Origin of the sequence: Solibacillus sp. R5-41 (genome assembly GCF_002736105.1) — a bacterium.
Classification (GTDB): Bacteria; Bacillota; Bacilli; order Bacillales_A; family Planococcaceae; genus Solibacillus.
Genome location: NZ_CP024123.1, coordinates 1,279,216 through 1,292,732, shown reverse-complemented (window position 1 = coordinate 1,292,732; position 13,517 = coordinate 1,279,216). Strand labels below are relative to the sequence as shown.

14 protein-coding genes are annotated in these 13,517 nt (G+C 38.0%); 1 reads left to right on the top strand and 13 read right to left on the bottom strand.

The window, feature by feature from the left end:
* Window positions 1–190 precede the first annotated feature (190 nt).
* From CSE16_RS06035 to dapB, 5 genes are all read right to left on the bottom strand, one after another.
* Window positions 191–1,180, bottom strand: coding sequence for a biotin--[acetyl-CoA-carboxylase] ligase (locus tag CSE16_RS06035; RefSeq protein ID WP_099423068.1), 990 nt, complete (start codon window positions 1,178–1,180; stop codon window positions 191–193).
* Window positions 1,158–2,333: a CCA tRNA nucleotidyltransferase gene (locus CSE16_RS06030; RefSeq protein WP_099423067.1), complete on the bottom strand. Its 1,176-nt coding sequence runs from the start codon at window positions 2,331–2,333 to the stop codon at window positions 1,158–1,160. The genes CSE16_RS06035 and CSE16_RS06030 overlap by 23 nt, the downstream gene beginning before the upstream one ends.
* Window positions 2,330–3,463: an N-acetyl-alpha-D-glucosaminyl L-malate synthase BshA gene (gene bshA / locus CSE16_RS06025; protein ID WP_099423066.1), complete on the bottom strand. Its 1,134-nt coding sequence runs from the start codon at window positions 3,461–3,463 to the stop codon at window positions 2,330–2,332. Before bshA ends, CSE16_RS06030 begins: the two co-directional genes overlap by 4 nt.
* Window positions 3,464–3,692: 229 nt before the next feature.
* On the bottom strand, window positions 3,693–4,097 hold the full coding sequence (gene mgsA, locus CSE16_RS06020; RefSeq protein ID WP_099423065.1) for a methylglyoxal synthase: 405 nt from the start codon (window positions 4,095–4,097) through the stop codon (window positions 3,693–3,695).
* A gap of 17 nt (window positions 4,098–4,114) precedes the next feature.
* Complete coding sequence (gene dapB / locus CSE16_RS06015) at window positions 4,115–4,912, bottom strand: 4-hydroxy-tetrahydrodipicolinate reductase (RefSeq protein ID WP_099423064.1); 798 nt, start codon at window positions 4,910–4,912, stop codon at window positions 4,115–4,117.
* Between the two features lie 242 nt (window positions 4,913–5,154).
* Between dapB and CSE16_RS06010 the strand changes: the two genes are divergently transcribed.
* Window positions 5,155–6,021, top strand: a complete 867-nt coding sequence (locus tag CSE16_RS06010) for a YitT family protein (RefSeq protein WP_099423063.1) — start codon at window positions 5,155–5,157, stop codon at window positions 6,019–6,021.
* Between the two features lie 237 nt (window positions 6,022–6,258).
* Here CSE16_RS06010 and CSE16_RS06005 read toward each other — a convergent pair whose 3' ends face one another.
* From CSE16_RS06005 to CSE16_RS05970, 8 genes are all read right to left on the bottom strand, one after another.
* Window positions 6,259–6,942, bottom strand: coding sequence for a zinc metallopeptidase (locus CSE16_RS06005; protein ID WP_099423062.1), 684 nt, complete (start codon window positions 6,940–6,942; stop codon window positions 6,259–6,261).
* A gap of 53 nt (window positions 6,943–6,995) precedes the next feature.
* The gene (locus CSE16_RS06000; RefSeq protein WP_099423061.1) at window positions 6,996–7,595 is read right to left on the bottom strand and encodes a lipoprotein heptaprenylglyceryl N-acetyltransferase LhaT; all 600 of its coding nucleotides are present in this window, start codon (window positions 7,593–7,595) and stop codon (window positions 6,996–6,998) included.
* A gap of 195 nt (window positions 7,596–7,790) precedes the next feature.
* A complete protein-coding gene (locus CSE16_RS05995) occupies window positions 7,791–8,582 on the bottom strand; it encodes a menaquinol-cytochrome c reductase cytochrome b/c subunit (RefSeq protein ID WP_099423060.1) in 792 nt (263 codons plus the stop codon).
* A gap of 40 nt (window positions 8,583–8,622) precedes the next feature.
* Entirely contained in the window at window positions 8,623–9,297 is a 675-nt protein-coding gene (qcrB, locus tag CSE16_RS05990; RefSeq protein WP_099423059.1) for a menaquinol-cytochrome c reductase cytochrome b subunit, read from the bottom strand.
* A 21-nt stretch (window positions 9,298–9,318) separates the two neighbouring features.
* Window positions 9,319–9,822, bottom strand: a complete 504-nt coding sequence (locus CSE16_RS05985) for a Rieske (2Fe-2S) protein (RefSeq protein ID WP_099423058.1) — start codon at window positions 9,820–9,822, stop codon at window positions 9,319–9,321.
* Window positions 9,823–9,984: 162 nt separating this feature from the next.
* Window positions 9,985–10,428: a DUF2487 family protein gene (locus tag CSE16_RS05980; RefSeq protein WP_099423057.1), complete on the bottom strand. Its 444-nt coding sequence runs from the start codon at window positions 10,426–10,428 to the stop codon at window positions 9,985–9,987.
* Between the two features lie 836 nt (window positions 10,429–11,264).
* Window positions 11,265–11,819: a ReoY family proteolytic degradation factor gene (locus tag CSE16_RS05975; RefSeq protein WP_371514540.1), complete on the bottom strand. Its 555-nt coding sequence runs from the start codon at window positions 11,817–11,819 to the stop codon at window positions 11,265–11,267.
* A 12-nt stretch (window positions 11,820–11,831) separates the two neighbouring features.
* Complete coding sequence (locus tag CSE16_RS05970) at window positions 11,832–13,076, bottom strand: tetratricopeptide repeat protein (RefSeq protein WP_099423056.1); 1,245 nt, start codon at window positions 13,074–13,076, stop codon at window positions 11,832–11,834.
* Window positions 13,077–13,517 lie beyond the last annotated feature (441 nt).

Sequence of the window (13,517 nt, the reverse complement as noted above, 5' to 3'; positions counted from 1 at the left end):
ACAGATCAAGGCAGATATTTTATTAACTATTACTTGTCTTGCTAAATAGGTACAATTCTAGTGAATTTTATCAATTACGCCTCCACAAATTAGATATTGTCCTAAATTCACTATAACAAGTTTGGAAGAAAACGTACAGCACTAAAATTCTTTCAAAATTTGTCACACAATTATGCCGAGGGATAATGGATTATTCACCTAAAATTTCAATGTCAGCTGAATAAACGCCTTTTATTTCACCGTTTGCTTGACGAATTTCAAGGACGCCATTTTCCGTTATTCGGATTGCCTCACCTTCAACTACTTCGCGTAAACTGGTTGCCTTTACTTGTTTACCGAGTGTTCCAGATGACTGTTCCCACAACTCTTTAATGAATTGAAAACCATGTTTCATATAATGGTCGCTATAATTCTCCAAAAACCCTAACACATTCGCTACGAGTTGAACACGGTCAATTTGTTCGCCTTCACCGATTGAAACAGACGTCGCAATAGACTGAAGCTCCTCAGGAAAATCCGACATTTGCTGATTGACATTAATGCCAATGCCAATTAATAATGCTTGCACACGATCTGCTTCTGCAATCATTTCCGTTAAAATTCCTGTCGATTTTTTCCCATTAATCAAAATATCATTTGGCCATTTAATTTCAGGCGTAAAATTTTTGAACATCGCTTTCATCGCATTCACAATAGCAACAGCTGCTACGAGTGTAAATTGCGGTGCTTGATGTGGTGGAATCGTTGGACGAATAATAATCGTCATCCAAATTCCTTTCCCTTTCGTCGTCTCCCACTCACGCAACATACGACCACGACCTGCCGTTTGATGTTCTGCAATAACGATAGTGCCGTCTTTTGCCCCTGCACGCACTAGCTCATGGGCAACGAGCTGAGTCGAATCCACCGTGTCGAAGTAATGAATCGTTTGACCGTAACGCTCTGTTTGTAATAATTGCTTTAATTGACCTACATCAACCTTATCGGGAATATTCAATAATTGATATCCCCGTTTTTTAATCGTTTCAAATTCGTAACCTTCCTGTTGGAGCGTTTGCATATGTTTCCAAATTGCAGTACGCGAAACTTGAAAATCATCCGCGAGCTGCTGCCCTGATATTGGCTCACCATTTGCCTTTAAAAAACGTTGTAATATTTCATCCTTCATTGTTAAATGCATGAAACCATTCCTTTAACTGTTCTTTATCATTTGATATTTGCCCATTGACAACCGCTAGCAAAGCAGCTTGTAGTGCGACTTGCAACCATGGTCCCGCTTTTTTGGGCGTCCATTGCAACAGGTCATTTCCACTTATTTCTAGTTCATTTTTATGTTGGATTGGCAATGCGTGCTTCATTTTTTCAATTTGTTCAAAGGGAATCGTCGGCGTGATATATTGCCACGTCGCAAACAGATGTGCCGTTTGCAAAATATCCAATTCAAATTGTAAGTAATCTATACGTTGCCAGCCCTCATTTTGTAGCTTTTCATACGCATGAAGCACCTGTTTAACAAATTGTTTATCTTTATTCGAGCAACGATATACAGATAATAAAGACACATCATGCGCGTTTACTAAACAAAAATAAGCCCAGCCTACTTGTCGGTTTGCAGTTTGAACCTGTTCCCATTCGATTGCGTCAAATTCACCTGGTAAATAGTCATCTAACTTTGCCCATTGGATGTAATGAATGGCTCGCACTGGATTTGGTGATGTCCAAATTTTTGAAATTTCTACCTGAATCCGTTCCATCGCAATGAATTTGATCGACTTCACATGTTCTTGTATCGCTTTTAATGTGTTTTCTTCAATGGAAAAATCCATTTGTGCACTAAACCGAATGGCCCTTAGCATACGCAATGCATCTTCCTGAAAACGCTCCGCAGCATCCCCTACTGCTCGGATGACCTTGGCATCAATATCTTGGCGACCATTAAATAAATCGACGAATTGTCCTGAATTGTGAAGCGCCATCGCATTCATTGTAAAGTCCCTACGCTTTAAATCTTCTGGCAAATCCCTTACGAAATTCACTTCATCCGGTCTACGATGATCACTATATGTAGATTCTGTGCGGTACGTTGTAACTTCAATCGGTTCTCCACAATCCAGCACTAAAACCGTTCCATGATCAATTCCGACATCTACCGTTTGTGAAAAAATGGCTTGCACCTCATGTGGTAAAGCGCTAGTAGCTACATCTACATCCGCGCTGTCCTTTTGTAAATAATAATCTCGAACTGCGCCACCAACGATAAATGCTTCATAACCCGCATTTTCTATTTTCGCAATGACGTCAACTGCGGATTGCCATTGTTTTGGAAACTTCATTTTACTGCCGCCAATCGTTCATAAATTTGTTCATACTGTTCAATAATTGAATCTTGATTAAATTTATTTTGGACTGCATCGAGTGCAGATTGACGGAATGAGGCTAATTTTTGTTCGTCCTTTAATAATTCAATGGCATAGCTTGCTACGGCGTCTGTGTCACCAAGCTCCACTAAATAGCCATTCACCCCATGTTCAATCACTTCTGGAATTCCTCCTATTGCCGTTCCAATGCCCGGAACACCACAAGCCATTGCCTCCAGTAAAACTAATCCAAATGATTCCTTTTCTGACAGTAGTAATTTCAAATCACTAATAGCAAATAATTCTGTAATATTTTCTTGCTTTCCTAAAAATAAAATATCACACTCATATGGGGATTCCTTAACAATTTCCAATACGCGTTGTTTTTCAGGTCCATCTCCAACTAATAATAATTTAGCAGGCATTGCCTCACGAATTTTTAAAAATGATTCCACAACATCGGGTAAATTTTTTAATTTCCTAAAGTTCGATATATGAATAAGGACACGTTCCTCTTTGCGGATGCCAAATTGTTCTTTTAAATTGCCTGCATCCACTGGACGAAACACATTGCCATCCACAAAATTATAAATTGCTTCAATCGGCACATTTGTATCAATTAATTCATATGTTTGTTGTTTTAATGAATTCGAAACTGCTGTTACCGCATCTGATTTATCAATTCCGTATTTTATCGCTGGGGCAAGTGTTGAATCCTCACCTAAAACAGAAATATCCGTTCCGTGAAGTGTTGTCACAATGCCAATATTTTCGCCGCTCATATCTCGTGCCAAAACCGCGCAAACTGCATGCGGAATGGCGTAATGTACATGTAAAATATCAAGTTGCTCATCCTTAATGACATTAGCCATTTTACTAGCTAGGGCGATATCATATGGAGGATATTGAAAAACCGAGTAATTATTTACTTCCACTTCATGAAAAAAGACGTTTGGATAAATTTTATTCAATCGAAATGGTACGCTCGATGTAATGAAATGAATTTCATGACCTCGTTCAGCTAACATTTTGCCCAGTTCGGTAGCAATGACTCCTGAACCACCAACCGTGGGATAGCATGTAATACCAATTTTTAATTTTTTCATTCGCCTCTTCTTCCTTTCTAAAGACCAATCAATTACGCCTCGGCGTAATTGCGTCCAGATTTTTTTCGAGCATGCTCGAAAAATTCCACTGAAAATCTGTGACATCCGCCGGGGGCATGACTTGATTCAGCTGGGGTTTGAACCCACACTGAATTAAGGTCATACTTGGCATTCATCCCCCACTTATAGAAGGGGGGGAATTCTGCTGAAGCAAGTTGAATTGTTGTGCTTATTGTCTGCGCTCTTGCAGTTTTCTCCAATCAACAAATCCTTCTTGTAAACCTTTCAGTATAATTTCTGCTGTTCCCATATTGGTTGCTAATGGAATGTGGTAAAGGTCACATAATCGAACAAGCGCCATCACATCTGGTTCGTGTGGCTGTGCAGTTAAAGGGTCACGGAAGAAAAAAACCATGTCCATATCATTATTTGCAATCATTGCCCCTATTTGTTGATCCCCACCTAGAGGCCCCGAGCGAAATAGCGTGATTGGCAATTCAGTTTCCGTATTAATCATTGTACCTGTCGTACCCGTTGCATATAACTCATGTTGTGCTAAAATGTCACGATAAGCGATCGCAAATTGAATTAAATTATCTTTTTTTCGGTCATGTGCAATTAATGCTATTTTCATAGGATTCATTCCATTCCTTAAATAATATTTTCTAAACCGTAAATTAATGTATCTCTTTGCATAACTTCTTCTACACAAAGTGCAATTCCACCCATGAAACTTTCACGATTTAATGAATCATGTCGAATTGTTAGTAATTCACCATTTCCACCAAACAATACTTGCTGATGGGCAACTAAACCTGGTAAACGTACAGAATGGATATGCATTCCATCATAATTGGCTCCTCTTGCACCTGTATGTGTTTCTTTTTCATTCGGGTGGCCTTGCTGTTTTTCTACACGAACTTCACTGATCATTTGTGCCGTTTTAATGCCTGTCCCGGATGGCGCATCGAGCTTTTTGTCATGATGCATTTCAATAATCTCAACATCTGGGAAATATTTCGCAGCCTCTTTTGCAAATTTCATCATTAAAATGGCTCCAATTGCGAAATTTGGTGCAATAATACAGCCCAATTTCTTTTCATTTGCTAATGCCGTTAATTCCGCAAGTTGTTCCTCTGTAAAACCTGTCGTACCAACAACGGGACGAACATTAAATTTTAACGCTTGTTTCGTATGCTCATATACGGATTCGGGACTCGTTAAATCCAAAAATACATCCGGATTTGTTTCTGCAACTAACTGCTCAAAATTAGTATAAATGGGAACCGTATAATGATTCGGGAATAAGTCTAATCCCGCTAGTGTTGCCGCGCCATTTTTATAATCTAATACAGCAACTAACTCCATGCCGTCTCGCTTCATTATTGTATGAACGGCTTCTATTCCCATTTTTCCTCTTGCACCAGCAATTGCTACTTTGATTTTCATGAAAAAAACTCCTTTTCAGCTATGTATAAAATTTTTCACTATTAATTTTAATTAAGCCTTGGAGTGATTGCGTCCAGAGGCTTTCGGCCAACACGAATGAGGATAATAATACTAATTTTCATCGTATCGATTTCATTACTTGTTGTCAAAACACGAAAAATGAAACATAATAAGGCGTGAAGCATTTTTCGTAATAAAACGCAGGTTTTCTTACATTTCGCCTGCTTTTAGGGAGGTATTCAATGCAAGGGATAAAAATTAAAAATATAATCGGTATTCTATTTGGTGCAGCTCTTTTCAGTTTTGGCTTTGTTCATTTTAATATGCAAAATCAACTCGGTGAAGGTGGATTTAGCGGGATCACACTTATTTTATATTTTACACTAAATTGGGACCCAGCATTAATGAATTTACTTTTAAATATACCGATGTTTATTTTAGGCTGGCGTCTACTTGGGCGGAAATCATTTATTTATACACTAATTGGTACACTTGCCGTATCGGTTTTCCTTAAAATTTTCCAGATATATGAGTTTGACATGAATTTACAGGATGACTTACTGCTCGTATCCTTATTTGCTGGTGTATTTATCGGGATTGGATTAGGTATCGTCTTTCGTTACGGAGGTACTACAGGCGGCGTTGATATTCTCGCTCGCCTTGCGAATAAATATTTTGGGTGGAGTATGGGGAAAACAATGTTTGGCTTTGACTTCATTGTCATTTTATTATCATGGATGACTTTTTTAGATGCACGTTCCATGATGTACACATTAGTGGCGGTCTATATTGGTGGTAGAGTAATAGATTTCGTACAGGACGGGGCATATTCAGCCAAGGGCGCCTTTATTATTTCCACGAAATCAAATGACATCGCAAACTCAATTTCTGATAAAATGGAGCGTGGTGTCACGATTTTTGATGGGCACGGTCATTTTACAAAAGAACATCGTGAAGTCATTTATTGTGTCGTTTCCCGAAATGAGCTAGTCCGATTAAAAACCATTATTCACACCATTGATCCACATGCCTTTGTTTCCATCATAGAAGTACGAGATGTTGCAGGTGAAGGCTTTACGCTAGATGGTAATAAACAACCGATTCAATAGAAAAAAGGTGTTAGGCTTTTATTAATTGCCTAACACCCTTTTTAATCAAATACGTCTCTGCGTATTTGATTCCAGAATTTTTCGGGCTTGCTCGAAAAATTCCACTGAAAATCTGTGACATCCCCCGGGGGCTTTGGGCCAACAAGATGTTGGTCACTCAGGCGTTGCCACACGATGCGGCTTTTTTAGCCTAAGTTCCCCTATTTCAGCTAGGTTTCGACCCCATGCTGAAGCAAGTTAATCATCCGAGTTATTCATGCCTGTGTAGATTAAAATTAAACGCACTAACTCAAGAACAGCTACTGCAGCCGCAGCTACATACGTCATTGCTGCCGCATTTAATACTTTACGTGCTGCACGTTCTTCGTTATTTCCGATAATCCCTAAAGAAACAACTTCATTCATTGCACGCTTTGACGCATCAAATTCGACAGGCAATGTAACGATTTGGAATACTACGCCAGCTGCTAATAAAGCAATACCTAATAAAAGCATTCCTGACATAGAAGAAAAAATACCAATCATAACAAAAACCCAAGACAGGTTAGAAGAAATATTTGCTACAGGTACTAATTTTGCACGCAATGTTAAAAACGAGTAAGCTTCCGCATGTTGAAGCGCGTGACCGACTTCGTGTGCAGCAACAGCTATACCTGCGATAGAAGAGTTATAGTAATTATCTTCAGATAGTGCGACCGTCTTCGTAGCCGGATTGTAATGATCCGCTAAAATCCCTTGTGTAGGTACGACACGAACATCTGATAAACCGTGTTGATCTAAAATATGACGTGCTACCTGTGCTCCAGTCATTCCTTTTTCTGCTGGTACTTTAGCGAACTTTTTATACGTACTCTTAACTTTCATTTGAGCGTATAAAGGTAGCAACATAATAATCGCAAAGTAAACAATATACATTCCCATTTTTTGAACTTCCCTTCTATTTCTTACATTTCACTATCAATTTTAAATAGTTTTTATAGTCGTTGCAAATATTCACGCTTGCGACTTTCGAAAAAAGCGAGCATTATACATGCAATAGATAGCCAAAATGTAAAATAACCAATTTCACTCGGATATTGATGGATGACGCGATAAATGGGCATCTGACCAAATAAGTAGTCAATGATATCATTGTGAAGCGTCCAAACAGCGGCCACCATCACATGCCACAATTCAAATCGGTATTTCGGTAAATAAAGAACTGCTTGCACTGCCATCATAAAATGTGATGCAACGAGCATCCATCCCATCCTATCTAATTCGCCTGTTTCAGCTAGTGTAAGTAAATTCATCACGACTGCCCAAAGCCCATACTTAATTAATGTGATTAAAGCTAAAACTTCCATTAATTTAAAGTGCTTGCCAAGTAACCAACCAACAATTACTAGACAAAAAAAGAGGCTGGCGGTTGGAGAATCGGGTACAAAAATATAAAAAATAGGTTCGGTATTAGCAAGTTGACTACCATACCAATAATATCCATAAACTGTCCCGAAAATATTAATGACTAAAAGTAATAGTAAAAAAGCTCGGTGATTGATTAAGTACCACCATTGCGTCATATAAGCTCTCATTTATTGTCTCCCTTACTTTATACGAAAAAGATTTCAAAAGGTTTCATTTTAATGTGCATTAGTGGAAAATGCCATCATCGATTCATGTATGAATTTATTATGTACATTGCGCAACTTTTTATCATGCACTTCGTCATTAATTATATACTGAGCAATCAAAAAAAGAGAGCCAAAACTCTGGCCCTCGCGTAATGCTTATTTTTCTTTTAAACCTGCAATGAATTCAGCTAATACTTGAAGTTCTTCTTCAGTACCTGTAAATGTTCCTGCTGGCATACCACCACGACCATTTGTGATGACTTCAGATACTTCTTCAGCTGTTAATTCATTACCTAATAACATTGGACCAGACACACCAGCTAAATCGCCCCCGTGACATCCGATACAAGAAGCTTGTGCTTGGAATATTTCATAACCTTCAGAAGTTTCATCAACTTCAACATCCGGTAATAAACCTAAATGTTTGTCTGTAATAACACCTTGCGCTTCAACAGCTTCCCAGTTCGTTGCTGCAACAGATTCCCAAGTTGTATATATAATTGCAGCGATTGCTAATAACATGAATGCTGTTGGTAATGGACGTTTAGATGGACGACGCTCTGGCGTTGTATCTAAAAATGGTACTAATGCTAAAGCTCCAAATGCAATACCTGGAATAATTGCTGCCCCGATAAGGTTATATGGACCTGATGCAAAAGAGTATTTTAATAATTGGTACATTGATAAGAAGTACCAGTCCGGTAACGGAATATATGATGCATTTGTTGGGTCTGCCGGGCCTTCAAGTGGTGAAGGGTGAGCGACAGTTAATAGTAAATATCCAATTAAGAAAACCGCACCAACCATCCATTCTTTTAATAAAAAGTCTGGCCAGAAAGCTTCTGTTTTACCTGGATACTCGGAATAATCTTTTGGTTTGTTCGGCATACGATTATTCGCTTTTACACGTGAATCGCCTACGAACTTCATACCTTTTCCGCGTTGCATAGTGTCCCCTCCTTTAGTAAATCATACTGTTGGACTCAGATCAAAGTGGACCTGAAATACCTTGACGGCGGATCATAATAAAGTGAACTGCCAATAATGCAAATAATGCTGCTGGTAAGAAGAATACGTGAATTGCAAAGAAACGAGTTAAAGTTTGTGCACCAAGGATTGTTGCATCCCCTGCAAGTAATGTTTTAATCATTCCACCAATAAATGGCATCGAAGCGGCAATTTCAATACCTACTTTCGTTGCAAATAACGCTTTCATATCCCAAGGTAATAAATACCCTGTGAAACCTAGTCCTAACATTACTGCAAAGATACCTACACCTACTAACCAGTTTAACTCACGAGGTTTTTTATATGAACCAGTGAAGAATACACGAAGCGTATGTAAGAACATCATTACGATTACTAATGAAGCCCCCCAGTGGTGCATACCACGAACGATTTCACCAAATGCTACTTCGTTTTGTAAATAGTAAACTGATTTCCAAGCATTTTCTACGTCTGGTACATAATACATTGTTAAGAACATACCTGATAGAATTTGTATTACTGTAATGAAGAATGTTAATCCTCCGAAACAGTAAACGAATGCTGAAAAGTGATGTGCAGGGTTAACGTGCTCTGGCACTTCGTGGTCGGCAATATCACGCCAAATAGGAGTAATATCTAAACGTTCATCGACCCAATCATAAATTTTATTTAGCACTGTGTCGTACCCCCTAACTTATTAACTGAAAGTGTTTGCGATTTTTTTCCCAAGCATTAAGTAACCATCTTTTTCTGCCACTTCATATTGATCAAGCGGCCCAAGTGGAGGTGTACCTTTTACGTTTACACCATTTTTCTCGTAACGTCCTGCATGACATGCGCAGAAGAATTGATTTGCATGTGCTGGGTCACCTTCCCAGTTTACAGTACAGCCTAAATGTTTACATACAGGTGATAATGCTACGATTTCATTTCCGTCATGATATACCCATGCTGCTTCTGTTACATCTGATTTATACCATCCGTCCGTTTGTTCGAACGTAAAGTCAACCCTTACAGGTACATCTGTAATTTCAGCAATTTTTTGGCTTGTTAATACAAGATTTCCTTCCTCCTTCGTCTGAAGAACTGGGTCAATTGCAAAACGAACCATCGGCATTAGCATACCAGCCGCCATAAATCCACCTACACCAGTAATTGTGTAAGTTAAAAATTGACGTCGCGTAACTCGATTATTACTCATTCTTTTCCCCCCTCTTACTAAAAGGTCAGTCCAACGGACATACTTTCATAAATAGTAAATAACTAGGACATATCTATGATATATCAAGAAAATAGGTTGGTCAATAACGCTTTCATTTCATTTGGCGACTTTGTGAACATTTAATGAAACTATGGACTCATATTAAGCCCAGGCTTCTGTTAAAACAGGAATAATCTGATTTAATTGATCCTCTAAAATGCGCTGTTTTACTGTTTTATCCATGGATTCCAATGGAATTGCTGGTAGCCATAATATGTCCAAATCTTCATTTCTCTTGGTCCAAGAATGGTCACATGTAATAAAAATGACAGATTTAAAACCTGTATTATGTAGTTCCTCTTGCAACTGCATTGGTAATAATTCATTTTTTGTTCGGTCTGTATATGAAAATGGTGGCATTAACATTACTCTACCTCTAAATTGCTGTTCGATAAACATTGTCAATGTCATCAAATAGTCTACGGCAGAACTGCTCTGTTTCATACCCTCCTCTAATAAATTTAATCGTACTAATGGCACAATCGCTGTATCAATAAATGGTTTTTGTGTTTGAAATTGTTCGATATCTTTTACATTGAAAATCATTTTTTTCCTCCTATTTAAGTTGATCTAAGAATCCTTCTTTTAAAAACTCACCAAAAAAGGGTAAGTTGATTTCCATTCCGGTCCGGACGCTTTACGCGGGCACGGCTCCAACTAACTTGTTTCGAGATGCATCTCGAAACAAGTGGATTTTCTGGTCAACACGATGTTGGTCACGAATGCGTTTTCGACGGTTTTAGCCTTCGTTCCTAAGCTGCTGTTCCCGCAGGGGTCGCCTTCCCTTCATTCCAATCAACATCCCCTGTTAAAATTTCTACCAACCTGACTTCTAATCATTTTCTTCCTAGATATAAGGTAAGTATAATATATTGAAATACTAGTGCCACACTAAAATTTGTTTTTGGAATACAGTCTAGCTTGCAACATTTGCTGTCTGACCCTATTTTTGCAGCATGTTTTTTCACTAAAAGGTTCACTCACATATGTTGTATTATTTCTTCTCCTCAATAATCCCTAAATATAGGATAGTTTTTCCTACTGGAATAAAAATCTTATTAGGATGACGTCGCTTCCCACGGTAGCGGCGCAATAAGTGCAGAAAGACCAAGAGGAAAAAATTTACATAGGCTAACCTTGCATAAAGCACAAAGATGAGTCGTACAAATTTGTGACAACAATGCTGGGTGGCTCATGTGCTTAGCCAGCCAAATAAGCACGCAAATTATCAGAATATATAACATAAAATTTACATCAAAAGGATATAAAATCCATTTAATTTACATAGATAAAAAGGACATCCCTCACTTGAAATCTGTAAGGTAATGTCCTTTAATTTTGGATTCCCTTAAATTTTATATTTCTCTCACGCTAGAAAAAAACTATTTATTAAGAATCTTTAATGCTTGCAATAAATTTGATAGCTCAAAAAACCGCTCTTTATCCCCTGCATCCAATGCTTCATCAATCTCCCGTAAAAGTTGTTGTTCCTGGAACGCCATGACACTATTCTCAAGTAATCGTTGGGCAGCTAAGCGATCCTTTTCATGGATGACTAAATCTTTAGGCATGTATGGATTTTCTTCCAACACAGCTAAATAAACTGGGTTCGGTGGAACATTTGGGAAATTTAATTGAACATACATTAATTCTTGAGGATTTAACCGCAAATCATGAAACGATTTTTCCGCATCTGACGTCATAATATTTTTTTTATAAAATCGAAATGGAATAGCGGTCGTATCCACAGTCGACATGACAATGGCCCTTGGACAATAATGTGCATCTTCAACAAAATGAATATTTGTTAGCAATTCATCGTTGCTAAGCAAATAATTCAAAATCCATACCCCTTCCCTACGCTTTAATTGAAAATTTTTCAAAAACCATTTAATGAATACTTTCTTATCATTTAGTGGTACGGAGTAAGTCACCATTATATCCTCCTTCTACTCAAAGCGATCTAATAAATCAATCCATTGCTGTTCAGTTGGCTGTAATTCAACGAGCTGTTGCGCAACGAGCCTTGCTTCCTCTTGCTTTCCATCTTCCAATAAGAATAAGCAATATTTCTCTAAAAATTCCACGTCGTCTTTGAATTCAATATATGCAAGTTTGTAAATTTCATATGCTTTTTCGAACTGTTCATTTATATTATACGCATGCGCAACAAATGGATATAGTGAAACCCACTCAAATTCATTTTGTTGTAGCTGTTCAAATAAATCGAGCACATCTTCAAATCTTTCCTGCGAGCTATAGGCAGACATCAGCACTAAAATCGCTTCCATGTACTCAGGGTCAAGTGCAATCGCTTCCGTTAAATAACCGATAGCCTCATCTGGTTGACTATTTTTCAACGCCATTTTGCCGGCAAATAAAAAGAAGGACTTTTCATATTCATCACGTTTTATTCCTTCTTTTATTACCTCAAGTGCTCGTACATTGTCCTCTTGCATGGCATAACTATCCGCTAACAATAAATATGCTGAAAAATAATCAGGATCTAGTTCTTTTAAATCTTCGAGCTGTTTGATCGCTAATTCATATTTTTGAGTTTGGAATGCGGCATAACCCGAACCAAATAGTAAATCAGGTGTTACGTCTTCTTCAAGTGCTTCCATATAATATTCAAGCGCCGTTTCGTAGCCTGCACCTGCTCGATACACTTCCGCCAATCTTTGCGCCAACACTACTCCAGCAAATTTTTTGTCAATCGTATAAAGCTCTTCATAAATTCGAGCCGCTTCAGAAAAACGTCCTGTTTCAAAAAGGAGTTCTGCTTTCGCAAATTGTAACAGCGGTTCTGTCGGTATTAATTGCAGCGCTTCATTAATACGCTGTTCCGCCACTTCAAATAACCCTTGCATTTGATAATAATCCGCAAGAACTAATAATGCTTGTGGATATTCGGGTGTTTCATCGCTTATCCCCATTAATAAATTAAGTGCCTCGTCTTCTTCGCCCATTTCAATCAGGACTGAGGCTTTATCTATCGCAATTTGAGCTTCTTCAGGGAATAAAAATTGTAAATGTTCAAAAACACGATTTGCTTCATTTAAAAAACCAAAATGCATCAATGCTTCCGCAATCTCATATTGCTCGGAAGGTTCACTATTTATTAAAAATGATTCTAGGAGAAGGTCTATTTGTTGTACGTTTCCTTCTTGTATTGCTTGTAATAATTCATTCATCTTGTCATTCACCTTTTCCTACTTTTTCATTATAATGCTACATGACCTTCTCTTGCTTCACAAGAAAAAGAACTGATTTTATCGCAAATATATAAATTTGAACGACTTATGACTCAAGGCACGGTGATTCTTGGCATAATTCCCTATTGGTAGGCCCAAATTTATGTAGCGCAAAAAGCCATCCTGATCTTCATCAAAATGACTTTTTATTTTCATTCAGTAGAAAACTCCCTCTTCTATAAGCAGTGTCAAAAATGCAAGTTTAGGATTTATCAGTGGGTGTTTAAACTCTTACTGAATAAAATTAAGCCCCGGCTGGTGTCACAGATTTTTATGGGAATAAATATTAGGATGTTAGCGGTTGTCGCATCCAAGCAACAATGGCTAACTGATCTGCAACATGCAGGCCTAAGCACAATTCAAAATCTGGATGCAATTACG